The organism is Proteiniphilum acetatigenes DSM 18083 (assembly GCF_000380985.1).
GTDB lineage: Bacteria > Bacteroidota > Bacteroidia > Bacteroidales > Dysgonomonadaceae > Proteiniphilum > Proteiniphilum acetatigenes.
In genome coordinates this window covers 132,081-157,878 of record NZ_KB905692.1, presented here as the reverse complement: position 1 = coordinate 157,878, position 25,798 = coordinate 132,081, and the positions used below count along the sequence as shown (strand labels likewise).

The window sequence follows — 25,798 nt, the reverse complement described above, 5'->3', positions numbered from 1 at the left end:
TACTCAGTTCTAACTTAACCTCCTCCATCTTCTTAGTTCTAATTTCTTAATTCTCCTCTTCTTGAACTTCTTCAATAAAGATTTCCAGTCGATTTCTTCAAGTACAAATTATTTAACTTTACATCGACGGTTGCGTCGAGATATTCCGATTCAGCCGATAACCAGGCTGTCTGCGCCATCAACAAATCGGTAGAAGTGATTACTCCCGCATCAAAACCCTCCTGGGCATAAAAAAGGTTTTCTTTGGCATTTTCCACATTCTTACGGGTCATTTCCTGCTTTTTCAGGCTTTCATTGATCCTGTAGCTATTCTGGTGTATTTGAAGTTCTATCTTTTCCTTTGCTTCTTCCAGTTCAAGTTTTGCTATTACGGCCTGAGTGCGTGCAGCATTGAGTGTGTGAACCTTTTCGCCGAAATGAAACAAGGGGACAACGGCGGTTACTCCTACAGTAAACATACCGTTGAATTTTTTTTCGTATCCATTAAAAACGTTAGGATTGGTAGTGACATATCCTCCGGTGAGGGCGATAGTAGGCATAAAGCGTGAAGCCATGATCTTACTGTTTGCTTCAGCTATGCTGCCCACCTGCGTCAGCATTTTGATCTCCGTACGGTTTGCCCAGGCCTGTTCGATCGAAACAGATGGCTGTAATTCAAGTGTTTCCTTCAGATTGGCATCTTTCAATTCCATGCGTTCTTCCAACGGTAAACCGCATAATTGATTCAGTGCCATCCGGGAAAGATTTAATCCGTTCCCGGCTTTAGTCAGCGAAACATCTGCTTCGTTCAATTTAACCTTTATCTTCAGTGCATCCGCTTTAGTTGCCAATCCCTCCTCCTGAAGAGCTTCCATGTTTTTATCGAGCTCGGCAACGAGATTGCGATACTCTTTTGCCAACTGCACTTTATTTTCTAATGATACCACGCGCCAGTAGGCTTCATCGACATTCACGATAAGTTCTTCGGTTTTCTCCTGCACACGTGCTTCGGCGATTGCCTGATTAGATTTTGCAATGTTATTGAGCTGGACAATCTTACCACCCATAAAAACCGGCTGTACGAAACTGATACCTCCTACGAAAATATTATGCATATCGAATTCCATCGCGTCTTTCGGAAGGATAGCATGATTTTTCCATTGTAAATTCTCAGGATTTTCTTCAGGATCAAATGGGTTGCCTTGCGCATCCAGTGGAACAGGTTTTCCGTCGATCAACATAAATTTATTATTGATGGCCGATTCTTCAAAAGTAAAAGTTCCGTCTGCATTGGGAGTAGGACGGGAATTCGGCCCGATACCGGTGCCGAAGTTGCCATTTGCATCCAGAACGCCTACCGGTAAATGTGCATCTTCACTCAGGAGAGAAATATTCTTCTGATTATACCGATACGTTCCGTAAGCCGAGATATTCGGGAAGAATTCCGCAAATGCAGCCTTTGATAAAGACTTGGCTGCACGCACATTTTCTTCGGCTACTTTTAAACTCTTGTTGTTCTCCAACGCTAATTGCCGGCATTCTTGCAAATCTACCAGTTTTTGTGCTTGCACGTAAGGAATGCAACATATGCAACAGGTAATGAATAGTATTTTCTTCATAATTTGAATAGTTAGTTAAACAACTATTTGTTTCAATGTAACTCTTATTATATAATCAATAACCTAAAAACAATTTAATATTCTCTTAAATTGTGCATGATACGTAGCAGAACATCTTTAGCCCCACTCAGTTCCTCATCTGATATTCCTTCCAGTGCATGATTGACAATATCATGCACTACTTCGGTTGTTTTTTTCTTTAGTGCAGCTCCCCGGAGAGTGAGATGGATATGATTATTGCGCCGGTCTGCCGGATCGGGTATTCGTTTGACGAGATCCTTTTTTTCCAGATTGTCTATCAATCGTGTTACACTGGGTTTATCTTTCTGAGTAAGATCACAAATTACTTGTTGTATAATTTTGTCTTTTTCCCATAAACAAGATAATACTGTCCATTGCTCGGTCGTGATATCGATTCCTTTCTGGGCGAATGCCTTCAGTACAGTGCGATTGATAACCCCCGAAATTTTTCCGGAAAGAATATCGAATATTTCCCTTTCTGTTACTTTTATCATAGATGTTTTTTAGTTGCATAGACAACTAATTGGCCGCAAAGATATATTTTTCATTGAATAGTTGTTCCTGAATTGAAATTCTTTATCCTGTTTTAACTTTTTTATGGAAGACCAGACAGATAAAAAATAGGCAAGAGAACCGGTAATACTCATATTATATAGCAAATTCCTACCGGATGAGATTATGTTAAAGTCTGTTATGCTTTCTGGTATTCGATCGCAATAGGTAATAAAAAAGGGTAAGCTTACTATATCGCGCCGCTACAACCAAATACCCTTGCTTCGATCAAGACCTGGGGGATTCAATGGGAGCTGGCCGTATAGGACTTACCCGACTGCAAAGATAAGGCTTTTTTTCGAGTTACAAAATGGTGAAATAGATTTTTACTATTCAGTCCCTTTTTTTATATTTAAAGAAGATAGGATACATCTCGGCAATCTTTAGAGAGTAAACTCTCACGGTTGCTCTCGATTTTCACTATCTTTGTAGAATATAAGATGCGCCTTAGGCAAGCGCAAGCAAGCTTGGCTCACCCTTCGGCTTTCATTATATTTGTAGAATATAAGATGCACCTCGGAAAAGCCTAAGCAAGCTTGGCTTTTCTCTCGGCTTTCATTATCTTTGTAGGGTGAGTACGATTTTAACTATACAAAGAATATTACCAAATATAAATAATCATGGATATTGTAGATAGGTTTATAAAGTATGCTCGCATCGATACACAATCGGATGAGAACAATACACAAACTCCGAGTACACAAAAACAATTCAATCTTGCCAAAGAGGTGGAGCAGGAAGCGCTGGAAATGGGGTTGACAGACGTAAGTCTCGATAACAATTGCTATCTGATGGCCACTCTACCAGCCAATACACAGAAGAAACTGCCGGTGATCGGTTTTATCGCTCATTTCGATACCAGTCCTGACATGAGTGGCAAGAATGTGAATCCGAGAATTATAAAGAATTATGATGGAAAGGAAATCATATTGAATGAGTCGAAAGAGGTAGTGTTGTCACCTGCCGATTTCCCCGAACTACTCCATCATGTGGGCGAGGACATCATTGTGACCGATGGAACTACCTTGTTGGGAGCTGACGATAAGGCCGGTATTGCGGCGATCATGAACGCTATGCAGTATCTGATTGATCATCCTGAAATTGAACATGGTAAGATCCGCATCGGTTTCACCCCGGATGAGGAGATTGGCCGGGGGGCTGATAAGTTCGATGTTGCCAAATTCGGTGCCGATTGGGCATATACGATAGATGGAAGTGAAGTGGGAGAGTTGGAATATGAGAACTTTAATGCCGCTTCAGCCAAAATAGAGATACAAGGAAGAAATGTCCATCCCGGATATGCAAAAGGAAAGATGGTCAATGCATTACATCTGGCCAACGAACTGATTGCCCTGCTGCCGGAGAATGAGCGGCCCGAACATACTGTAGGTTATGAAGGATTTTTCCATCTCATCTCTTTGAATGGTACTGTGGAGGAAGCTAACCTGTCATTCATTATCCGCGATCACGATCGGGAGAAATTTGAAGAGCGCAAACGGTTAATGGTGAGAGCTGTGGACGCGTTAAACAGAAAATATGGGGACCGGCTAACACTGCAGATGAAAGACCAGTATTATAACATGCGGGAAAAGGTGGAACCGGTGAAATACATAGTGGATTATGCCTATCAGGCTATGGAGGAAATAGGGGTAAAACCCAATGTAAAACCTATTCGTGGAGGAACCGACGGTGCACGTTTGTCGTTTATGGGACTCCCTTGTCCCAATATCTTTGCCGGAGGGATGAATTTCCACGGCAAATATGAGTTTTTACCTGTTCCTTCCATGAAAAAAGCATCGGAAGTGATTGTGAAGATAGCCGAAATAGTAGCCAGAGAGGAAAAAATATAATATGAAGACAACTCCATTTACAGATTTACATATCGGGCTGGGAGCCAGGATGCATGAGTTTGCCGGATATAATATGCCCATTGAATATTCCGGAATTATAGATGAACACCTGACGGTAGTGAATTCCGTGGGTGTGTTCGACGTATCACATATGGGTGAATTTTGGGTGAAAGGCCCAGATGCGGTGGAATTTCTGCAGCGCGTAACCAGTAACGATGTTTCCGTGCTAAAACAGGGAAAAGCGCAATACACCTGTTTCGTAAATGAAAAGGGTGGGATAGTGGATGATTTTATCGTCTACCATTACGAACCGGAGAAATACCTTTTAGTGGTAAATGCCGCCAATATCGAAAAGGACTGGGCTTGGTGCCAACAATGGAACACTATGGGCGCCGAATTGGAGAATGCCTCGGATCATATGGCCCAATTGGCAATCCAGGGTCCCAAAGCAACAGCGACTTTACAAAAACTGACGGACCAGGATCTGTCGGACATCCCCTTTTATGCTTTTACAACAGGCAGATTGGCAGGAGTGGACAATGTGATCATTTCCAACACGGGATACACCGGAGCCGGAGGTTTTGAACTTTATTTCTATCCCGAATATGGCAAGAAAATCTGGGATGCCATTTTTGAAGCAGGTGCAGAGTACGGCATCAAACCTGTCGGGCTGGGTGCACGTGATACGTTGCGGTTAGAGATGGGATACTGTCTTTATGGAAACGATCTGGATGACAGCACCACACCGTTGCAGGCCGGTCTGGGATGGATCACCAGGTTTGCTGAGAATAAGCCGTTCGTAGGCCGTGAAGTGTTGGAAAAAGAGAAAGCAGAAGGTGTGTCGCGTAAACTCTGTTGCTTTGAGCTGGTAGATAAAGGAATTCCCCGCCACGGGTACGAGATTGTAAATGCAGAGGATGAGGTGATCGGAAATGTCACTTCCGGAACTATGTCACCCGTATTGAAAATAGGTGTCGGCATGGGATATGTGAAACCGGAGTTTGCGAAACCTGGCACCGAAATCTATATAAAGGTACGCAACAGAAATCTGAAAGCAAATGTAGTAAAGCCGCCTTTCAGAAAGTAACTCTCTCACTTACCTTATGGTGAAAAAAACGAAGATCGTCCGGAATCTGTTTTTTCTTCTCGGTGGATTGGCGCTGGGGATAATGATCTACAAAACAGGGTTTAATCACATCTTAAGTAACATAAAACAGACTGGTTGGTGGTTTGTCCCGATTATCGGGATGTGGATTATTGTCTATCTTATGAATACTTATTCCTTTTATGTCATTGTGAATGACGGAAGTGAAGAAGCGAAGAGAATAGGTTTCCTGCGACTCTTTAAGTTAGTCATAAGCGGTTTTGCGGTCAATTACATCACCCCTTTCGGATTGATGGGAGGAGAGCCGTATAAGATCATTGAACTGAAGGGGCCATTGGGGATAGAGAAGGCGACTTCTACCGTACTGCTCTCTACGATGATGCACCTTGTGGCGCATTTTATCTTCTGGATGGTTTCGATCCCACTATTGCTTTTTCTGGTGCCGGTGCTTTCCGGAATGGTGGAGTGGTCTATGATACTGGCCACTATCGGCTCGGTCTTGTTCCTTTTCTGGGCTTTCAGGGTATATACCCGGGGCGGGGTGGACAGGGCTGTACGGCTGGCTATCGGCCTCCCTTTCATAGGGGGGCGAATAAGGGCTTTTTACTGGCAGAATCAAGAGAGACTCAGTCAAATGGACGGCCTGATTGCCGATCTCTACAGGAACCGTAAAAAAGACTTTATTATATCACTTTCCCTGGAACTTTTAGCCCGGGTGTTTATTTGTGTGGAGATAATACTGATCATGCAGGCGGTCGGGCGACCTGTTGATTTTGGACAAAGCGTATTGATCGAATCTATTCAGTCGTTGGTCTCCAACCTGTTTTTCTTTATGCCGATGCAGATGGGGGCACGTGAAGGAGGATTTGTACTCGTCTACCGTATTCTATCGATACCGGTTGCTTTCGGTGTGTTCACCAGCTTGTGCAAGCGTATCCGTGAACTGTTTTGGACTTTAGCCGGCCTGCTGTTGATCCAGATAAAACAAGGAGGGTAGTAACGCCCCGGTTAGGAGGCTAAGCTGGCGGCCGCTAGCCTGGTCCTGGCTGGATATTACTTATCTCATCTGTAAATCTCCTTTTTCCCTGCCAGAAGGGTATTCTTTAGCAAAGAGACGATGGTCATTGGTCCTACGCCGCCGGGAACGGGAGTGATATAGGAGCACTTGGGAGCGACCTCGTCGAATAGTACGTCTCCTGTGAGTTTGAAGCCTGATTTGGTCTTATCACTGGGAACACGGGTGGTACCCACATCGATTACCACAGCACCTTCTTTTACCATATCACCTTTCAGGAATTCGGGTACACCCAGTGCTGCGATAATAATATCTGCCTGCAGTGTGATCTCTTTGATATTCGGAGTGCGGCTGTGGCAGACGGTGACGGTGCAGTCACCGGGATAGGCTTTCTGCAACATCAGCATGGATACCGGCTTACCGACAATATTGCTGCGACCCAGCACTACACAATGTTTTCCCCTGGTTTCTATTTCATACCTTCTGAGCAACTCCACGATGCCGGAAGGTGTGGCCGAAAGGAAACAGGGCATACCGAGCGACATGCGTCCCACATTTACGGGATGAAAACCGTCGACATCCTTACGAAAATCGATGGCTTCAGTTACTTTTGTTTCAGAAATATGTTTCGGGAGAGGCAATTGTACAATAAACCCGTCGAGATCGACATCGTTATTCAGTCGGTCTACACAAGCGAGTAGCTCTTCCTCGGTGACATCATCTTCGTAACGGATCAGTGAGGAGCGGAATCCAACCTCTTCACAAGCTTTTACTTTGTTGGCTACATAGGTCTCACTTCCTCCGTCATGACCGACCAATACTGCCGCCAGATGAGGTGTTTTACCGCCGTTAGCTTTTATCTTCGCCACCTCTTCGGCTATCTCTTTTTTTATCTGTGCGGCTACCGCTTTCCCGTCAATTAATTGCATAAAGTTGATTTGCTGATTTTCTAATTCATTGATTTGATGATTATTAATTGTTAAATCATCACACCGATTTATCTGCGTCTCATATTGCGCATTGCCTGACGTCCTCCACCGGTGGTCATCATGCGCATCATTTTGCGGGTCTCGTCGAACTGCTTGAGGAGTTTATTCACTTCCTGTACGTTGGTACCGCTGCCTTTGGCAATACGGGCGCGGCGACTTCCATTCAGTATCTCGGGATTGGTACGTTCCTGGGGAGTCATGGAGCGGATAATGGCTTCAATACCTTTGAAAGCATCGTCGTCGATATCCAGATCTTTGATTTGTTTACCTACTCCGGGGATCATTGACGCAAGATCTTTCAGATTACCCATCTTCTTGATCTGTTGGATCTGGGCAATGAAATCGTTGAAATCAAACTGGTTTTTGGCAATCTTCTTTTGCAGTCGGCGTGCCTCTTCTTCATCATATTGCTCCTGCGCCTTTTCCACAAGTGAGACAATATCACCCATACCGAGGATACGGTCAGCCATACGATCAGGGTGGAACACATCGATAGCATCCAGTTTCTCACCGGTACCGACGAATTTGATCGGTTTATTTACCACTGAGCGGATAGATAAAGCCGCCCCGCCCCGGGTATCTCCATCCAGTTTGGTCAGTACCACACCGTCGAAATCGAGGCGCTGATTGAATTCTTTGGCAGTATTCACCGCATCTTGTCCGGTCATGGAGTCGACCACAAAGAGGATTTCCTGTGGATTGACTGCCTTCTTGATCGATTCAATCTCATTCATCATCTCTTCGTCGATAGCAAGACGCCCGGCAGTGTCGATAATGATCAGATCTTTCCCGTGCTGACGGGCATACTGTATGGCGTTCTGCGCGATCTTGACCGGAATCTTGTTATCTTCTTCCGCATAGACCGAAACTCCGATCTGTTCCCCCAGTACTTTTAACTGTTCGATAGCTGCAGGGCGATAAACGTCGCCGGCGACCAGCAACGGATTTTTACCTCGCTTACTTTTGAGTAGATTGGCCAGTTTACCTGAGAAGGTGGTTTTTCCCGATCCTTGCAGACCTGACATAAGGATAATGGCGGGATTCCCTTTGATATTGAATTCGGCAGCACTACCTCCCATCAGAAGAGCCAGTTCATCGTGCACGATCTTCACCATCATCTGCTCCGGCTTCACAGCGTTGAGCACATCCTGTCCCATCGCCTTTTCTTTTACCGTTTCGGTGAATTCTTTGGCGGTTTTATAGTTTACGTCGGCATCCAATAGCGCGCGACGTACATCTTTTAATGTTTCGGCTACATTGATCTCGGTGATCTTGCCCTGACCTTTTAGTATTTTGAACGACCTCTCAAGTCTTTCACTTAAATTTTCAAACATAATTCTTTACTCTGTTTTTTATTCCGCATTTCCGGTAAACGGTACGCAAACGCCAAGTTCCGGTATATAGGCACGGTATGGAAACAGTTCATTATCTGGACCATCCTTTGGCGCATACGCAGTTCTGCTTAGAAGATACAAAAGTACATGAAAATCGATGTATTTCCAAGTAAGTGAAATGAAAAACTATATATGGAATCTGTCTGCTATTAAATCTTTACAGATGGAAATAGGGGAGTCTTCCCACTGAAGTGTCGTGTTATTTGATTACACCGGCTTCTTTGAGTTTGTTTAATTCCGTAGCAGGATTACCGTGTTTTAATCGTTTCCAAACTTCCTGTGCCGTCATTCCCAGTTCATTTTTATATGATGAGAGCAAATAGTCGTTTGCAATGAAGGTATAATCCAGGGTTACATCCCTGTCTGCATAATTCGGATTGGAATGATAATCCACGTGCTCAATATATTGGTTAGATGATAATACCTCATAAGTACCTGAAATAGTAATAAGCGACAGGACCGGAGTGATAAACATAGCTGTGAGTTCATCTTTGTTCCCGAAAACTTTATAAAAGTAAACAGGTTGAAGTTTAGTCGTGTCCAGTTCTATTTCACCGGTTTGCCGATTCGTGGTTAAATAGTTCCCTGTTGGGTTACACATTTGCCAGACACCCTGTAGTGCATGTTTATTACTTACATCATTGGTTGTTTGTGCATTCAATATAAAAGAACAAAGGGACAACAATAGTGCTGTTAAAGTTGATTTCATTTGATAATAATTTATGGTTTATATCTACACTCCAAATGTATTGAATAATTTCCTGAACCCCAAATATATTATAAAAAATCAGATTTAATGTATTTAAATTTAAATGAAATCAAATCAATAAGGAGGTCGGACCATCTGATCAAAGTAAACTTTGTTTCTGCTCTCATTTATCGAAATAGTTCATTTTAATTGACTATTTTTGTTGTCTCTAAGCATGGCTGCAATGAAAAAAAATCCACTCCGTAAATTTATATATCTCTCTATTGCCGCTGCAATAGTAACCATTTTACTGAAATTTTACGCTTACCTTATTACCGGTTCCATGGGCTTCCTTTCGGATGCATTAGAGTCGTTTGTGAATCTGTTCGCAGCGATCTTTGCCCTGATCATGTTCAATATATCGCTGAAACCGGCCGATAAAGAACATGAATTCGGACATAGTAAAGCGGAGTATTTCTCCAGTGCGACAGAGGGTGCCCTTATCCTGGTGGCTGCTTTCACCATTATCTGGTCGGCTGTTCCCCGGCTTATCGATCCCCGGCCCATTGAAAATATCCATACAGGTTTACTGTTTTCGTTGTTGGCATCGCTGGTCAATCTGGGAGTAGGCCTTACGCTGATTCGTCGCGGAAAAAAAAGGAAATCTCTGTTATTAGAGGCGGATGGTAAACATCTGATGGCCGACGTATGGACTTCGGCGGGGGTAATCATAGCCATCGTGATCGTGAAGTTTACCGGATGGTTTATCGTCGACCCTATTATTGCCATTCTTGTGGCACTCAATATTATCTATACAGGATACAGGCTGATCAGCCGCTCCGCCAGCGGCCTGATGGATGCTACCATTCCCGAAGAGGACCTGGAAAAGATTACCGCCTATCTCGATTCACTGAAAGACCAGCAGATAGAGTACCATTCCCTGCTGACCCGTGTGGCGGGCCGGCGTAAATTTATCACCCTGCACGTGCTGGTTCCGGGTAAATGGACGGTCAAGCAAGCCCATGACCATGCGGATGATATAGAAGAGACCATTGTGGATATGTTCGATGAGCCGGTGACAGTGCATACACACCTTGAACCGGTGGAGGATCCTGCTTCGATGAAAGATATCGGTCTCGACCGGCAGGAGATCGATTATCATTTATAGATTGCTTTCCTGTTTTACGGTATTGACCCTTTTATAACCAAAAAAAGCTGCCGCAGTATGCGACAGCCTCATAGAATTTACTTTTCTTATTCGTTCTCCCCAGTTTATCATGCAACGGCAGAACCGATCAGGAACACACCGGCTAACGCCACAATGGCATACAATTCCGGGAATACGGCAAGGATAAGGGTATTTCCGAATACATCATTTCCCTGTCCGATAGAAGCAATACCGTTAGCACAAACCTGACCCTGACGGATGGCAGAAAGCAATCCCACCAGACCCATTGAGAGGCCTGCTGCAAAAACAGCGGCAGATTGAATGGCTGTGATATCAGGTGTCAGGATATTGAAGATACTCTGAAACATAAAGTATCCGGCAAAACCGTATAATCCCTGTGTTCCGGGCAGCGCTGTCAGTACGAGAAAGTTCCCGAATTTGCTGCTATCTTTCTTCAACGCCCCGATAGCCGCATTTCCGGCAATGGTAACCCCGTAGGAACTACCGATACCCGAAAGTGCGATCATAAGTCCGATGCCTGTATAGGCGATTAATAAATTGGTGTCCATAATGTTTTATTATTTGTGATTGATTTGAATTTTTTCGTTTATTTTTTCACTTTTTATTCTTCACTCTTCACTATTTCCTGAAAGGGGTATATTTTTTTCCTCCTCCTTCAAATTCTGCATTTTTATAGAATTCCACAAAAGTAAGACGCAGTGGGTGGACAAAAGCGCCAAGCACGTTCATGAACATATTGATAGCATGTCCGAAGAGGAAGATAAGCAGGAAGACAACCGCTCCCCCAACCATATTATCGGGACGCAGTCCCAAAGCCAGGCTATTGAATACACTTGCCAGGATACCTCCGGACAGGCCTAACGCGAAGAGGCGTACATACGACAACACATCGCCCAACAGGCCGGTCGCCATGTTATAGGTATCCCATAAGCCAAGCCCCACGTTCATGAACGGATTCTTTCCGGGAGAGTTCAGGAAGAAGATCAATATGGCTGAGAGCCCCATCACGATAAGGTGTGTCGTACCTCCCATCGGCATAAAATCCGGGAACAGATAGGCCACAATCACGCTCAGAAGCAACACGAACCAGCCGATAGTTGAGAGTGTCTGCATCCATCCGAACTGCTTGATGCGGTTCACGATTTTCAGGAACATGGCGAACATGATCTGCACGACCCCCAATATAAGGGAAAGCATGAACATCTGTTCATTATCAAAATAGACCTGATCCTTCATATTCCGGAAAAAGGGGATATTGGTCTCGTAGATGCTGAAACCGAAAAATCCGCCGGTAAGCAGGCCGCATACCATAGTCGAGATCCCCAGTATCTGTACCAGTGCGAGTATGCCCCGCATCGAGCCGGCTATCTTTTCTTTTCCGAAAATTCTTGCCAATGTAGCCCCTATCAATAAAAAGGCTCCGTAACCAATATCCCCGAGTGATAATCCGAAGAAGATCATATAGAAAGGAGCGAAGAAAGGGGTGAGGTCTATCTCGTTGTATTTGGGCAGCATATAGAGTTCAGCGATCGGTTCAAAGAGCCGCATAAAACGGTTATTCCTGAATTTGATCGGCACGTCGTCTTCAGGTGTGGGGTCGGATACCCGGAAATAGACATCCTGCGATTCCAGATAGTTCGTGATCTCGGCCACATTCTCTTCCGGTGCCCATCCCTGAAGGAGCAGTAGTTTATCTTCCGCTGCGGGTGTAGCACTGCGGGCTACCCTGGTGAAGAAAATATCTGATTCCAGTGCTTTCAGGGCAGCCTCTGCGGAGGGGATTTCGGCTGAGAGCGCTTTTAATATTTCCTCTTTTTCGTGTATCTTTTCACGTAGCGAGTCGATGAGATTGTCGAGGGCGTCTAATGATACCTCAGGAACTTTCATCTCCTCGAGTTGTAATTCATCAGCGGGTTGTGAGCCTTTTGTTACTGTAATAAAATAGGTTTTGGATCCTTCCTTTCGAATGACGATAGCATTATACAGCATTTCCCATTCGGGATCATATTCCTTGTCGGGAACGATAAAGAACCGGATATGATATCCTGCTTCTTTCAGTCGGTGGATATTCTCCGGATCAAAATTTCCCCAGGGGCGCAAGGTCTCGCGTTCCTTGCTGCTCACCTGTAACTGCTGGTTGAGGGCTGACTTTTTGTTTTCGATCTTCTCTATCTCCGCCGGGATATCCATTCCCCTTTCCACATCGGCTACGTGAAAGGGAACGACTGTCTTCTTATCCCGCAGTTGCTTGAGCTTTTTGATTGATTCACTCAGTCGTTTTGATGCCGAGAGATAGTCCTGTAATTTCTCTTCATCTACCATCCTATTATCCTGCTCTGCCACGTGTATCATGCCCAGGTCGCGCAGTGCATGAAGGAACCGGTCATAGTCCTTATGGAAAGAGATAAAAACAAATTTCTTCATTGTAGCTACCATACGCTTCCCTCCTGTTGTCTACGTTGTTCCTGATGAGCACGCATGATCTTCTGCGACGATTTGGAAAGATTTTCCTCATCTTCCAGATAGCGTTTTATTTTCAGGATGGCTTCCTGATAGCCCGGTATCTGTACTTTTTCGAAGAGGTTGACCTTCTGCGTAGTTTTTTTCCTTGCATACTCAAGCCGGGAGAGCCTTATCTCCTGAAAATCGCGGTGGATCCCTATTTCAGCCAGTCCTTCGAGGGTTTTTACCCCATCGAGAAACCATTTGGGGCGGTTGAAAAGACTGAACGGCCGGATCTCAAAATCTACCTTGTCGAGCATCGGCAGAAGTACACCCGCAATTTTTCTCTTTGATAGATGCACATCCTTTACACGGAGAAGGGTAGGGTCGAACTCTGTCCACATGCTCACCATCTTATCGTACGATTTGATCTTTGCTTCGAGTTCCTTGTCGAGTTCCTCTATCTCCGCTTTGGTCTTTTTCACTTCCATCCGCAGCGCCGATTCTTTGTTCTGCAGCGTGGGAAGCGCCCTTTCACGTACAGCCAGTTGTTTTTCCAACTGCTGGCGTGACGTTTTATTATATTGAAATCGAATAGCCATTATTGTTGCCAGTAGGTATCTATCAATTCCTGTTTCATATTTACCTCGGCCGGTTTGAAATGCCTTGACAGCAGCTTCCATGTGTTGTCCAGCATCTCGGTGGTATCGAGGTTCACATCGATAGCGAGTATCTTTTCCGAATAGTCCAGGGCAAACGAGAGCGCCCGGGTGTCATAATCGGTCAGGTCGAATCCGTTCTCCATTTTTGTTTTCGCATTGGCAGCATCGGCATAGAGGCGTACGGCAGCGTTCATCACCTGTGGATGATCTTCGCGGGTCTTCTTGCCCTGCACCAGTTGTTTCAGACGGGAGAGCGAGCGGAACGGATCCACCACCACTTTCCCTACATCGCTGTCGCGGCGCAGGAAGAGCTGTCCTTCCGTAATATATCCCGTATTATCAGGTACAGCATGGGTGATATCGCCTCCTGAAAGGGTCGTCACCGCTACAATAGTGATGGAGCCACCCGAGGGGAATTGAGCCGCTTTCTCGTAGATTTTTGCCAGGTCGGAATAAAGAGAACCGGGCATCGAGTCTTTCGACGGGATCTGATCCATACGGTTAGATACGATAGAGAGTGCATCGGCATAAGATGTCATATCGGTAAGCAATACCAACACCTTTTCGTTTTTATCCACTGCAAAATATTCAGCGGCCGTCAGTGCCATATCGGGTATCAGCAGACGTTCCACGGCCGGATCTTCAGTGGTGTTCATAAAGCTGATGATCCTGTCCAGAGCCCCTGCGTTGCTGAATACATTCTTAAAGTAGAGGTAGTCGTCGTTGGTCATCCCCATACCGCCCAGGATGATCTTGTCGGTCTGCGCACGAAGCGCCACAGTAGCCATCACCTGGTTAAACGGCTGGTCCGGGTCGGCAAAGAAAGGGATCTTTTGTCCCGATACCAGCGTATTATTCAGGTCGATGCCCGAGATACCGGTGGCAATCAGTTCCGAGGGTTGCTTCCGGCGTACCGGATTGACGGAAGGTCCGCCGATGGGGCGTTCCTCCCCTTCGGGTACAGGGCCGCCGTCAATGGGATCACCATAGGCGTTGAAAAAGCGACCCGCCAGTTGTTCACTCACCTTCAATGAAGGAGATTTCCCCATAAAGATCACTTCGGCGTTGGTAGGAATACCCTCAGTCCCTTCGAAAATCTGGAGAGTTACCTCATCGCCGATGATTTTTACCACCTGTGCCAGACGACCTTCCACCGTAGCCAGTTCATCGTACCCTACATTGGTCGCCTTTACCGAACAGGTGGCTTTAGTGATCTGGGTAATTTTTGTATATATTTTCTGAAATGCTTTTGCCATAAAATTGATTTGTTGATTTGTTGATTTACTGATGTGATGATTCAATCATCACTACATGTCCCGACTTGTCGGGATTATCACATCGGCACATTAGTCAGATACTTTTTTCCGGGATATCAATTCATCTAATTGTGTTCTGTATTTATGAAACCTTTCTGACTGGAATTCCGAGTAGTTCATCTGTCTTCCTATATTGATTAACTCCTTGAAAAAGTCGGCAACTTTGTTAAAGTTATCGAACTCGAAATCGGTGCGGCAGATATCCGTCACCATATCCAGGATATATTTCTGCCGCTCGATGGGAGTTACTGCGTCAATATCGTCGAAAGCGTCCTGTTGTAATACGATAAAATCGATCAACTCAGATTTCCAGAAAGTAATATGATATTCGGTCGGTACCCCGTCGTCCCCCAAAATATTGATCTGTTCTGCGATTTCCTTCCCGCGTAATAGGCGGGTTTTGGCTTCATTCACCTTCTCTGTCCAGTCGTCCGATATATGTTCCGAGATATACTCTTCAAACTCAGGGTATTCGATGTATTTAGAATAGGAATCGATCGGATTGATGGCCGGATAGCGTTTTTTATCGGCACGATCCTGTTCCAGCGCGTAGAAGCAACGAGCCACCTTCTTGGTATTTTCGGTTACCGGCTCCTTGAGATTTCCCCCTGCAGGGGATACTGTCCCAATAAAGGTGATAGAGCCCTCTTTTCCATTGTTCAGGGTCACATGTCCCGCACGGCCGTAGAAATTGGAAATGATGGCCGACAGGTCCATTGGGAACGCATCGGGACCAGGGAGTTCTTCGAGACGATTACTCATTTCACGGAGTGCCTGTGCCCAGCGTGAGGTGGAGTCAGCCATCAGCAACACTTTCAACCCCATAGAGCGGTAATATTCTCCGATCGTCATGGCAGTATATACCGATGCCTCGCGGGCGGCTACCGGCATATTGGAAGTATTGGCAACGATGATGGTACGCTCCATCAGTTTGCGGCCGGTATGAGGATCGATCAGTTCCGGAAATTCGGTAAAGATTTCCACAACTTCGTTGGCACGTTCACCACAGGCGGCAATAATCACAATATCTGCTTCCGCCTGTTTGGAGATGGCATGCTGTAATACCGTTTTACCCGTGCCGAATGCTCCCGGGATAAATCCTGTTCCTCCTTCCACGATGGGATTCAGGGTATCGATAGAGCGTACTCCCGTTTCCAATAATTTGAAAGGACGGGGTTTCTCTTTGTAAGCCGTAAGCGGCATCTTTACCGGCCAACGCTGGATCATGTTTAGTTCGGTTTCCTGACCGTTATTGTCTTCCACTACGGCGATGGTTTTGTAAATATTGTAATCACCCTCTTCCGTAATGCTTTTTACAGTATATTCCCCCTTCATGATGAACGGCACCATGATCTTGTGAGGTTGGAAATTCTCATCCACTTCTCCCAGCCACGATCCGGCGGTCACTTTATCACCCGGCTGGACCATCGGTTGAAAATGCCATAATTTCTCTTCATCGAGAGGGAAGGTGTAATCACCCCGTTTCAGGAAGATTCCATCCATCTTGTCGAGGTCGTTTTCTAATCCGTCGAGGTTGCGTTGCAGTAGTCCCGGTCCCAGTACCACCTCGAGCATATGTCCCTGAAATTCCACCTCCGTACCGACGGTCAACCCGCGGGTACTTTCGAATACCTGCACGTAAACGTTGTTTCCGACCACCTTGATAACTTCCGACATTAAACGGGTGCCATTGAGATCGATATAGGCGATCTCATTCTGGGCCACCGCACCGTCCACTTCCACAATAACGAGATTAGAGATAATCCCTTTAACTGTTCCTTTTGTTAGCATATATGATTGTTTATTTTTTCTTCTTCAATGTCAGATATCTTCCGGTTTCTGTATCTCATTCTTTAATTGTGTGATCAGTTCCCGGAAAACACGCTCCCCCTCTTCGGCGTTAAGGCTTACCCACCGCTCCAATATCCTGAGTTTACAAAGATAGGCGAAGATATATTCGATATTGAAATAGTCGAACAGGGTGTTGTCCTCTAACCAGTCCCAGCGGAATTTATCGATCTTGCGTTCCCTCTCGTAAATATCGGGTTCTTCCGCTATCCGCAGGATGTCATCGTAATAATCGAGTTCGCGGCTGATGCCGAAATCGCGTGTATTGGCATTTTCTCTGATGAGGTTGGCAATTTCGTTGTTTCCGACAACCACCTGGCTTACATCCATTCCGTATTTCCTTGCGAAGATAGCAGCAAGGATATTGCCGATGTTGAGATTCATTTCAAACCATTCGGAGATCAGGCTATTCTTTACCTCCATCCCGTAGTCTGCATATAAAGAACTGATAAGATCCTCCAGCGTTTTCAGGTATCCGGGTATCTCTTCATCGAGCCATGCCCTGACGGTCTTTTCGAAATACGGCGGTACCTGTTTGTTCTCTATGGTATCTCCCTCTTTCACCTGCCGGATCACCTCTTCCAGTTCGGCACGTGAGAGTATTCCCTGCTTTTCCAATTCACTTTCCTTCTTTTCCAGCAACCTGAAAAGATTGTCGTTGTCGTAAGAGAGAAAATAACTGTATAAAAGCTTTTTATCTTCCGGTTCAAGGGCTTCGTCGAGCATCTCCCTGAATTCCTCTACGGAGAAGGGTAGTTTCATGCTATCGAAAGAAAAATCGGGTAGCCCGGATATGAAATAGTAATATTGATTCTTGAAAATCATAGGCAAAGCCAATCTCCTGAAAGAGATCGATGAAAATTTTCAGTTTCTAAAAAAGAAGTTGTTGGATCTGGGGCCGTAAAAATTCCCTGAAATAGTTGACAAACTCTTCTTCACCGAATTTTACTTTGTAGGAACCATCTTCAGGTGCGAGGGTGAACCCGGTTTTGATGCCGTTCACCGATTCGATCTTTAATCCTTTGTCCAGTAGGTTTTTCGCGTGTGAGGCAATATAGGATTTCAGATCTTCCGGGTTTTCCACACCAACAGTCAATGTGTCGTTTTTCGACCAGTTTTGTACCAGTTCCACAATTAATTTTTGCATGAAAGTTTTGTCTTCCACGGCTGTTTTTACCTGGGTTGTGGATAACTTGTCGGTCATCAGATTGATGATTTCTGTTTTTAGTGCTTCGGAAGATTGGGTAGCATAGAGTTTCAGTTCCGCTTCTGTGTTTTTTTTCAGTTCTGCGCTCTCCTTTTCGGCCGAAGAAAGCAGTTCTTCAGCTTTAGCACGTGCAGCATCTAGTATTTGTTGCTCCTGAGCCCGTGCTGCGGCAATAATTCTTTCGGCTTCTTCTTTGCCTTTTTCCACGCCTTCCGCATAAAGTTTTGAAGTAAGTTCCTGAATCTTATCCATATATTAGTTTGTAATGAGTTTTTCCTGCAAATTGACCTCTTCCCCCTATGGGATATTGATAGCCAAGCTGTTTTGAAAAATGTAAAGTGAATTTACAAATTTACAAAAAAGAATGTATAATTGTCATTTTCTTATTTCAAAAAAACAGAATCTTTTATTAAAAATAGATTTTAGCTTGTTTTTTGCATAAGCGAGAATTACACAACCATATCTTTATCTTTCGGAGTTGTTATTCCGATCATACAAAGTTATGGTATATATTGTACCCTGTTTATACCAACTTGCCGAAATGAAAGTTTTGGGTACTGAACTTTGCAATATCAGTACCCAAAAGTTGTTCACAGTAATGATATGGTACTATAACTTTCCAGCCGCCTTCAAATAATAGGTTTCGTTCAGTCGTAAACGGATCAATGCCTCGACATGTTCCATCCACGCACGCTGCCAGACGGTTTGTGCCTCCATGTAGTCGGTCAGCGTTTCCATTCCGGCTTTGTAACGGTCTTGACTAACCCGCATATTTTCCTGTGCCTGTTCCAGTGACCGGGTTGTCAGTCGTACGTCAAGAGCGGATTCATCCCATTTATCGAAGGCCTGTGCCAGTTCGAGTTCCATCTGTTGGGCAATATCATCACGTTGCAATTGGACAATAGCCCGTTCGGTTTCAGCTGCACGAATCTTATTACGTCCTTCTCCCCATTGGAAAAGAGGAATGTTGACGGACATCATGGCAGAGAATGATGCACCGTCTAAGAGTTTATAACCGTTTAATTCCAGTCCGTTTATATAGCCGTAATTAGCTGCAACACCTACTTTGGGAAGAAAATCACTACGAGTGAGTTTAATCTCCTGTTCTTTCAGTTGTATCTGCTGTTCGAGCATGGCATATTCGGGACGGGAGGTGTAATCACCCATAAATCTTCTTTCTAAACCGACGGAGTGGTCAAATGATTCGGGTAGTGTAATTTCACTATCGAGTGGAAGTCCCGTTACATAACAAAGATTTTTGCGTGCCAGCCTGTGACCGTTTTCTGCCTGTCGCAATTGTAATTCGGCTTCATTGACCTTTACCTGCACTTTTAACACATCGTTATGATGTTTCATGCCGACTTCACACGCATTTTGTACATCCCGCAAAAGTTCAGAGACCACCCGTTGATAAGATAATGCCAGGATGATCAGTTCTCTTGTCTTTACATAAGTCCAGTATGCTTCATCTGCTTTTACAATAATCTCTGTACGGGAAAGTTGTTGGTTCAGGCCGGCGATTTTATCTCCGATCTGCGCCATCCGGTAAGCAGAGATTATTTTCCCACCGGTATAAATGGGTTGTTCAGCATGTAGCCCCGCCATCCAGGTATTTCTTACATTCATTGAAATATCCATATCGGGAAAGTAGGCATATTGGTTGAAGATAGGATTGCCATCCGTGCCTATGACAGGATTCCCGTCCGGTCCCCTAAGAATATTCGGTGTCAATTGTCCGGTAGAAGGATCGGGAACAAATGTAGGAAGATAACCTCCCGGCAGGCTACTATTCAGCTTCGTATCAGAATAGAGATAGTTGCCCGATGCGGAAATCTTAGGGAAGAAATTGGCCCTGTATGCCTTTACGGTATATTCGGCCTTCTCTTTGTTACGTGATGCGACAGATATTGCCTTATTGTTCTCCAATGCCAATTCCCGACATTGTTCGAGGGTCATTGCCTGTCCGGGCACAGAAGTCATTTCTTGTCCAATTAACACAGAGGGGACAGAGAAAGAAAAGAAAATCAGTATGATTATAATTTTTAGTTTCATATTTGTTTGTTTTTTAGACATAAGACCCAAGAACCAAGATTTGGGAATTGGGATTTGGGAATTGACTACCTCGATTGTTAATTCAATTCAGTATTTCGCTGTGCTGATTTTGACTGCGTCGTTTTACAATTCAATTCAAGATTCTATGATTTCACAAAATTCCTAATCACTTTTCCACCTTTCCACTTCTTAGTTCTAATTTCTGTCACATTATTCTCATTGACACATTATTCACATTTAAAAAATCATCACATCGTTAAATCGCTAAATCATCACATCATTTTATCTTAATCTTAAAGAACAGTGCATATAGCACCGGGATGAAGAGCAATGTGATCAGTGTACCGACCAGCAGTCCCCCCATAATAACCACAGCAGCGGGGCCGAACAGCGAATCGCCCAGTAGGGGTATCATCCCTAAAATGGTTGTCAATGAGGCGAGCATCACGGGACGGAAACGATTTTCGGAACTGTCCATCAATGCTTTGACCGGTTCCACTCCGTCTGATATCTGCAAAGTGATCTCATCCATCAGTACAATCCCGTTTTTGATAAGCATGCCTACCAGCCCCAATGCCGCCACCATAGCGACGAATCCGAATGTTTTACCGGATAAGAGAATGGCGGCGATGATCCCGATAAACAGTAGAGGCATACATAGAATGATGATCATTGGCTTTTTATAGTCCTTAAAAAGCATGATCAGAATGGCGATCATCAGTATAACCGTCAGGGGATAATACATGAAGAGGTATTTCATCGATTCGTCGCTCGCACTTCGTTCCCCTTCCCATTTCATGCTGTATCCTGTGGGTAGGTCGATATTTTCTATTTGCTGTGCGATAGTTTGCCGGGCGTTTTCCACGGCCTGTCCGGGCACCGGATAGCATTGCACACGCATTGCACGTTCGCCGTTGCTGCGGATAACCACCGGTTCTTCCCAGTCGATATAGACTCTGTTGGAGGCCTGGCTTAAAGGAACGGTCTGTAACACCGAAGCCAGCACCTCTTCTTCCGAGACAGCCCCGGTGATTAATCCCTGTAGTGTTTGCCTGTCTAAACCTGTCAATGAAGGTATCATGCTGAATACAGGTGTATGTTCGATCGACTCTATCGGATTACCGTCTTTATCGACACTTTTAACGGTAATGGTCTTGCTTTCGATTCCATCATAGAAGGCACCCGTAGGGATTCCGTCCGTCGCACTCATGATCGATAATCCTACATCCTGTCGGCTTAACCCGATATTCCGGGCGACCGGCTGGTTATAATCGATCATCAATACCGGTACTTTGGGTTCCCAGTCGGTCGTGGGCATATATAGCACGGGGCTGCCGTTGATGATCCCGGTTGCCTGTGCCGACAACTCCCTGAGTACTTCGGGATCGGGTCCCCGGAACTCAATTTCGATAGGGAATTTCTTGTACATCAGGTTGTAGCGTTTTACCCGGATATAGGCATCGGGGTAATGCTCATTGAGATAACCCTGTATCTCGTCAATAGAAGAAACCAGGGCTTTGGGCGAAGTGTAGTCCACAATTAGCTCCCCGTATGAAAGCGAAGGGTCGGCGATACTTCTGACGAGATTATATCGGCTGGGTGTACCACCAATAGATGTGGTTACATGGGTAACATCTTCGCGTGCAATCAGATAGTCTTCTATCTCGCTCAGGTCGGCTTTTGTCCGTGTACTGTTGAGCCCTTCCTGCAATTTATACTCGATGTAGAGCTGGTCGTAGTCCATGTCGGGGAAGAATCCCTGCGGCAGGAACCGGTAACAGTATGCGCTGATAAGCACCAGCACGAGCCCTGTGCCCAATGTGATGATGCGGTGCGACAATGTCCAGTTCAGCACTCTGCGTAAAGCCCGGTAATATTTGTTGTCGTAAGGATCTTTTTGGTCCTGACCTTCTTTTATCTTTATCGACCTGTCTGCCAGGATAGGGATCATTGTCAACGCGAGTACCCAACTCAACAGAAGCGAAACCGCCAGTACGATAAACAGGTCGCGTACATAAATGCCCGCCGTGTCGGGCGACAGGAAGATAGGAAGGAATGCCAATACCGCGATCAATGTAGCCCCGAGCAGCGGCATTGCCGTCTTCTTGCCAATGCCGGTCAACGCCTTTTTTCGTTCCACTCCCCGTTGCAGGTCAATCTGGATACCGTCGAGTATCACAATGGCGTTGTCGACCAGCATCCCCATGGCTAATACGAATGAAGCCAATGAGACACGTTGCAGCGTACCGTCGAATATCTCCAGTATCATCAGCGAACCGAATACCGTAACGACCAGACTTAAACCGAGAATAAGCCCGCTCTTGAACCCCATCGAAAAGATCAGTAGGAGTACTACGATAAGTACCGATTCGATCAGGTTAATGATAAATGCATTCAGGGCTTCATTGACTCTTTCCGGCTGGTAGAATACCTTATTTACCTCCATCCCGGCAGGCAGGCGTTCCTCTTCCAATGTTTCCATCAGCCTGTCTACCTGTTTACCGATTTTGGTGATGTCCGTTTCGCTTAAAGCTGAGATAGAGATACCCAGTGCTTGTTTTTTATCATATCTCAACTCGTTACGGACAGGACTTGTATAATTTTCGGTGATGCGGGCAATATCGCGCAGCCGTAACTGGTCGTTCTCATGCCCCTGTAACAGAAGATCTCCGATATCATCCACCGTCCGGTACCTGTCGTTGACCGATACCCGTATCCGTGCATCACCACTTTCGTAATAACCGGAATAGATGGTGCGGTTCTGCCCGTTCAGCGTAGAAAGTACTTCTGTCGGATGGACACCCAGGTTGGCCAGCTTATCCTCATAGAGTTCTATATCGATAGATGCTTCCCGTTTTCCGTAGATGGTTACGTTAGATATACCGTCTATCTTCAGTATCTCCTTTTTTATCAGTTCCGCATATTTCCCCGCCTCCAGGTTATCATACCCGTCAAAGGTGAGGGCATATACCATTCCGTACACATCGCCGAAATCATCCATTACAATAGACGGGGAAGCGCCTTCCGGCAAATTTCCCTGTACGTCGTTTACCTTGCGGCGAAGCAGATCCCAGTACTGCTCTACTTCATCGTTCTGCACCAATGTCGACAGTTCGACTGTAATCATTGACATATCGCTCATCGAGCGGCTGTAAACATCCCCGATCCCTTTCATCGAACGGATGCTTTTCTCCAATATATCGGTCACTTCCAGCTCTACCTGATGGGACGAAGCGCCCGGGTAAAGCGTGATGACTGTTGCTTGTTTGACTTTTAACTCCGGATCTTCCAGCTTACTCATATTATAGTAAGCGAATATCCCGCCGATTATCAGTACGACTATCAGAAAATAAACCAGTTTCCGGTTACCCAACGCCCAGTTTCCTATATCATTCATAACAACCCTCCCACATTGGTTTTGGTAGCCTGGGGCAACAGTTTCACTTTTTCACCGTCCGATAATTTGTGGACTCCCGCCGAAACTACCTGCTCACCCACATTTAATCCTTCGGACACAATCATCGTGCCGTCGGTCAATATCTCGGATATGCGGATAGTACGGGCATTGATTATTTGTAGCCGTTCATCATACACCCATACAGTAGGTGTGTTATCGACCTCAAACATGGCTGTAAGGGGGATGGAAACCATGGTTGTGTTTTCCGGCTTGTACCGGATCGTCACCATCGTCGACATTCCGGGCGAAGGCATTGAAGAATGAGGATTCTCTTTGAACCGGAGTCGGACGGTGTAAAGCTGGTTGAGATTTGCTTTCCGGTTAATGGATATCAGCTCCAACGGGAAAGTCCGGTCAGGATAGAGTTCAAAATAACAACTATAGGAATCGAATTGATCGCGTTGAATGAATTCACCGGCAGGAATATTGATCTCCACTTCCGGTGTTTCAGCGCTGATCATTGAAAAGAGAGGCATCCCGGCACTTACCGTTTCGTTTCTATCAAAATAACGCTTTTGAATATAACCGTCGAAAGGCGCTCTCAGTTTGGTATCGGACAAGGCATTCTGATGGGCATTATATTTTGCCATAATCTGTTGCAGACCCGACACGGCTTTGTCATAATCGTTTTCCGATATGCTCTGCTTCTCATACAATTGGATAATGCGCTCCGCCTCTGCTTTTACCTGTTTGTATTCCGCTTCCGTAGCCGAAAGCTGTACGGCATAATCGCGTGAGTCCATTTCGGCCAGCACCTGGTCTTTGCGGACAAATTGTCCTTCCGTCACATTGACCTTTGTGATCGGTCCACTTATACGAAAAGCCAGATTCACCTCCGATGCCGCCTTTACCTTACCCGGAAAGGAAACAGTTTTCTTTTCACCATAAGTGGCAGCCATATCGACTTTTACTGTTTTGATAACCTCTTTCTGTTCTTTTTGCTGCTTGCATCCGGTAGTGATCAGAAGCAATCCGCACAAGGACATAATTACAATCTTTTTCATATTATTTTAAATTCAAAATTCAAGATTCAAGATTTCAGGATTTGACTACGTCGATTTTCAATTCAGGATTCCAGGATTTCAAAACTATCAAACTCCAGTCTCCTAATCTCCCAATCTCTGTCTCCCAATCTCTGTCTCCCAATCTCTGTCTCCCAATCTCCCCAGTCTCCCAATCCTAAATCTCACATCCTGCATCTTCTTTTTCTTTCGCCGACAAAGGTATGGGTTCGGTTTTGAATAAATATGTCCGTTCTTTCATTGAAAATGTTTAAATTCGGAACTATTCGTTTAGCTTGAGTGTTTTTTGTCTAAATAATGTTTATTTTTGGAATATGTATGACTGACTTTTGCAAGTGTACTATATGATTTAGTTACATATACTCCGTCGGATATGCTTGAGAAAGTTGAAAAAGTAATAATAACATGCAACAAGGTTTCTCAAAACAGAATACTTTTGAACGCCTCTCCTTTGCAGAGGGGGATAATATCCTTTATGAAAGTTTTGTATTGAACGGGAGTGAATACGATATGCTGGGTGCAGAACAGTTCCCGCGTATTGTTGATGCCGCAGGTTTGTGCATTTGTTTGGAAGGGGAGGTAGAGATAGTTATCGGAGCGCAGGGTTATCATATGAAGAAGGGGGATATGGGCGTAATCCTTCCCAATGACATTCTATATATAAGAAGAAAAAGTCCGGACTTTAGGGGATATACCCTAGCGTGTACACCCGATTTCTTGATCAATTCCGAGATTCCTATTCCCTCCAGGACACCTCTCTACCTCTTTATCAAAGATAATCCATGTATCTCATTGAAAGAGAAAGAGCTGGAAGAACTGATAAAGATGTGTGAATTTCTGAAGGAGCATGACTCCAGAAAAGATCATCCATGTAGAGAAGAGATCACAAGAAACTTAGGGTATGCCATTATTTATGAGGTGATTGGGATCTACAAGAAAAAAGAACCATTACATCAACAGCCTTATTCCCGGAAACAAACTTTATACTTTGAATTTATACAATTGATAACAAAACACTACCGGGAGCAAAAGGATATTGAATTTTACGCCGAACAACTATGCATCACCTCCCGGTATTTATCGGTGGTATGTAAAGAAATCAGCGGGTTTACAGCCAAAGAATGTATTGACCTTCATACCATGATCAATGCGCGTATTTTGCTTACCACAACCGATATGACCATTCTCCAGATATCGGATGAACTGAATTTTGCCAACCCATCCTTTTTTACGCAATTTTTCAAAAAACGAACCGGGGTAACTCCCAAAAGATACAGGAATATAAATAGGACGGCATAATGAATAATCAGGTGGGTAGCGGTTTAATAACTATCAGATCGTTGATACGGTCAAAAAGATAATAACCGGTAAAATTCGGGAATATCGCCTTT

General features: G+C 44.8%; 20 protein-coding genes. 5 read left to right on the top strand and 15 right to left on the bottom strand.

The window, feature by feature from the left end; translation table 11 throughout:
• Window positions 1–71 precede the first annotated feature (71 nt).
• Together F597_RS0100490 and F597_RS0100485 are read right to left on the bottom strand one after the other, a co-directional pair.
• Window positions 72–1,598 (bottom strand): TolC family protein, encoded by a 1,527-nt coding sequence (locus F597_RS0100490; protein WP_026326960.1) that lies wholly within the window; start codon window positions 1,596–1,598, stop codon window positions 72–74.
• A 74-nt stretch (window positions 1,599–1,672) separates the two neighbouring features.
• Window positions 1,673–2,113: a MarR family winged helix-turn-helix transcriptional regulator gene (locus F597_RS0100485; RefSeq protein WP_019537741.1), complete on the bottom strand. Its 441-nt coding sequence runs from the start codon at window positions 2,111–2,113 to the stop codon at window positions 1,673–1,675.
• Between the two features lie 678 nt (window positions 2,114–2,791).
• Here F597_RS0100485 and pepT point away from each other — a divergent pair.
• From pepT to F597_RS0100470, 3 genes are read left to right on the top strand one after another with little or no spacing between them, the layout of a single operon-like run.
• Window positions 2,792–4,021: a peptidase T gene (pepT, locus tag F597_RS0100480; protein WP_019537740.1), complete on the top strand. Its 1,230-nt coding sequence runs from the start codon at window positions 2,792–2,794 to the stop codon at window positions 4,019–4,021.
• Between the two features lies 1 nt (window position 4,022).
• Window positions 4,023–5,108, top strand: a complete 1,086-nt coding sequence (gene gcvT, locus F597_RS0100475; RefSeq protein WP_019537739.1) for a glycine cleavage system aminomethyltransferase GcvT — start codon at window positions 4,023–4,025, stop codon at window positions 5,106–5,108.
• Window positions 5,109–5,124: 16 nt separating this feature from the next.
• The gene (locus F597_RS0100470) at window positions 5,125–6,123 is read left to right on the top strand and encodes a lysylphosphatidylglycerol synthase domain-containing protein (RefSeq protein WP_019537738.1); all 999 of its coding nucleotides are present in this window, start codon (window positions 5,125–5,127) and stop codon (window positions 6,121–6,123) included.
• Window positions 6,124–6,188: 65 nt separating this feature from the next.
• Here the strand turns inward: F597_RS0100470 and folD are convergent, their stop codons facing one another.
• The 3 genes from folD to F597_RS0100455 form a co-directional block, all read right to left on the bottom strand.
• Window positions 6,189–7,070, bottom strand: coding sequence for a bifunctional methylenetetrahydrofolate dehydrogenase/methenyltetrahydrofolate cyclohydrolase FolD (folD, locus tag F597_RS0100465; protein WP_019537737.1), 882 nt, complete (start codon window positions 7,068–7,070; stop codon window positions 6,189–6,191).
• 68 nt (window positions 7,071–7,138) lie between these two features.
• Window positions 7,139–8,464 (bottom strand): signal recognition particle protein, encoded by a 1,326-nt coding sequence (gene ffh / locus F597_RS0100460; protein ID WP_019537736.1) that lies wholly within the window; start codon window positions 8,462–8,464, stop codon window positions 7,139–7,141.
• A 259-nt stretch (window positions 8,465–8,723) separates the two neighbouring features.
• On the bottom strand, window positions 8,724–9,233 hold the full coding sequence (locus tag F597_RS0100455) for a DUF4488 domain-containing protein (protein ID WP_081624299.1): 510 nt from the start codon (window positions 9,231–9,233) through the stop codon (window positions 8,724–8,726).
• A gap of 223 nt (window positions 9,234–9,456) precedes the next feature.
• On the opposite strand from F597_RS0100455, the gene F597_RS0100450 reads away from it, so the two are divergent.
• Window positions 9,457–10,380: a cation diffusion facilitator family transporter gene (locus tag F597_RS0100450; RefSeq protein ID WP_221406079.1), complete on the top strand. Its 924-nt coding sequence runs from the start codon at window positions 9,457–9,459 to the stop codon at window positions 10,378–10,380.
• 107 nt (window positions 10,381–10,487) lie between these two features.
• On the opposite strand, the gene F597_RS0100445 is transcribed toward F597_RS0100450, so the two are convergent.
• The 10 genes from F597_RS0100445 to F597_RS0100400 all read right to left on the bottom strand — a co-directional run bounded on the left by F597_RS0100445 (window position 10,488) and on the right by F597_RS0100400 (window position 24,389).
• Entirely contained in the window at window positions 10,488–10,949 is a 462-nt protein-coding gene (locus tag F597_RS0100445; RefSeq protein WP_019537733.1) for a V-type ATP synthase subunit K, read from the bottom strand.
• Window positions 10,950–11,019: 70 nt separating this feature from the next.
• Window positions 11,020–12,837: a V-type ATP synthase subunit I gene (locus tag F597_RS0100440; protein WP_019537732.1), complete on the bottom strand. Its 1,818-nt coding sequence runs from the start codon at window positions 12,835–12,837 to the stop codon at window positions 11,020–11,022.
• Window positions 12,831–13,445: a V-type ATP synthase subunit D gene (locus F597_RS0100435; protein WP_019537731.1), complete on the bottom strand. Its 615-nt coding sequence runs from the start codon at window positions 13,443–13,445 to the stop codon at window positions 12,831–12,833. The genes F597_RS0100440 and F597_RS0100435 overlap by 7 nt, the downstream gene beginning before the upstream one ends.
• A complete protein-coding gene (locus F597_RS0100430) occupies window positions 13,445–14,761 on the bottom strand; it encodes a V-type ATP synthase subunit B (RefSeq protein WP_019537730.1) in 1,317 nt (438 codons plus the stop codon). The genes F597_RS0100435 and F597_RS0100430 overlap by 1 nt, the downstream gene beginning before the upstream one ends.
• 90 nt (window positions 14,762–14,851) lie before the next feature.
• The gene (locus F597_RS0100425) at window positions 14,852–16,612 is read right to left on the bottom strand and encodes a V-type ATP synthase subunit A (RefSeq protein ID WP_019537729.1); all 1,761 of its coding nucleotides are present in this window, start codon (window positions 16,610–16,612) and stop codon (window positions 14,852–14,854) included.
• Window positions 16,613–16,642: 30 nt separating this feature from the next.
• Window positions 16,643–17,494 (bottom strand): DUF2764 family protein, encoded by an 852-nt coding sequence (locus F597_RS0100420; RefSeq protein WP_044059945.1) that lies wholly within the window; start codon window positions 17,492–17,494, stop codon window positions 16,643–16,645.
• Window positions 17,495–17,540: 46 nt separating this feature from the next.
• The gene (locus F597_RS0100415; protein WP_019537727.1) at window positions 17,541–18,128 is read right to left on the bottom strand and encodes a hypothetical protein; all 588 of its coding nucleotides are present in this window, start codon (window positions 18,126–18,128) and stop codon (window positions 17,541–17,543) included.
• A 357-nt stretch (window positions 18,129–18,485) separates the two neighbouring features.
• The gene (locus tag F597_RS0100410) at window positions 18,486–19,928 is read right to left on the bottom strand and encodes a TolC family protein (protein ID WP_019537726.1); all 1,443 of its coding nucleotides are present in this window, start codon (window positions 19,926–19,928) and stop codon (window positions 18,486–18,488) included.
• 277 nt (window positions 19,929–20,205) lie between these two features.
• The gene (locus F597_RS0100405) at window positions 20,206–23,325 is read right to left on the bottom strand and encodes an efflux RND transporter permease subunit (RefSeq protein WP_019537725.1); all 3,120 of its coding nucleotides are present in this window, start codon (window positions 23,323–23,325) and stop codon (window positions 20,206–20,208) included.
• A complete protein-coding gene (locus F597_RS0100400; protein ID WP_026326957.1) occupies window positions 23,322–24,389 on the bottom strand; it encodes an efflux RND transporter periplasmic adaptor subunit in 1,068 nt (355 codons plus the stop codon). The genes F597_RS0100405 and F597_RS0100400 overlap by 4 nt, the downstream gene beginning before the upstream one ends.
• A 423-nt stretch (window positions 24,390–24,812) precedes the next feature.
• On the opposite strand from F597_RS0100400, the gene F597_RS0100385 reads away from it, so the two are divergent.
• On the top strand, window positions 24,813–25,706 hold the full coding sequence (locus F597_RS0100385; RefSeq protein WP_019537722.1) for an AraC family transcriptional regulator: 894 nt from the start codon (window positions 24,813–24,815) through the stop codon (window positions 25,704–25,706).
• Window positions 25,707–25,798 lie beyond the last annotated feature (92 nt).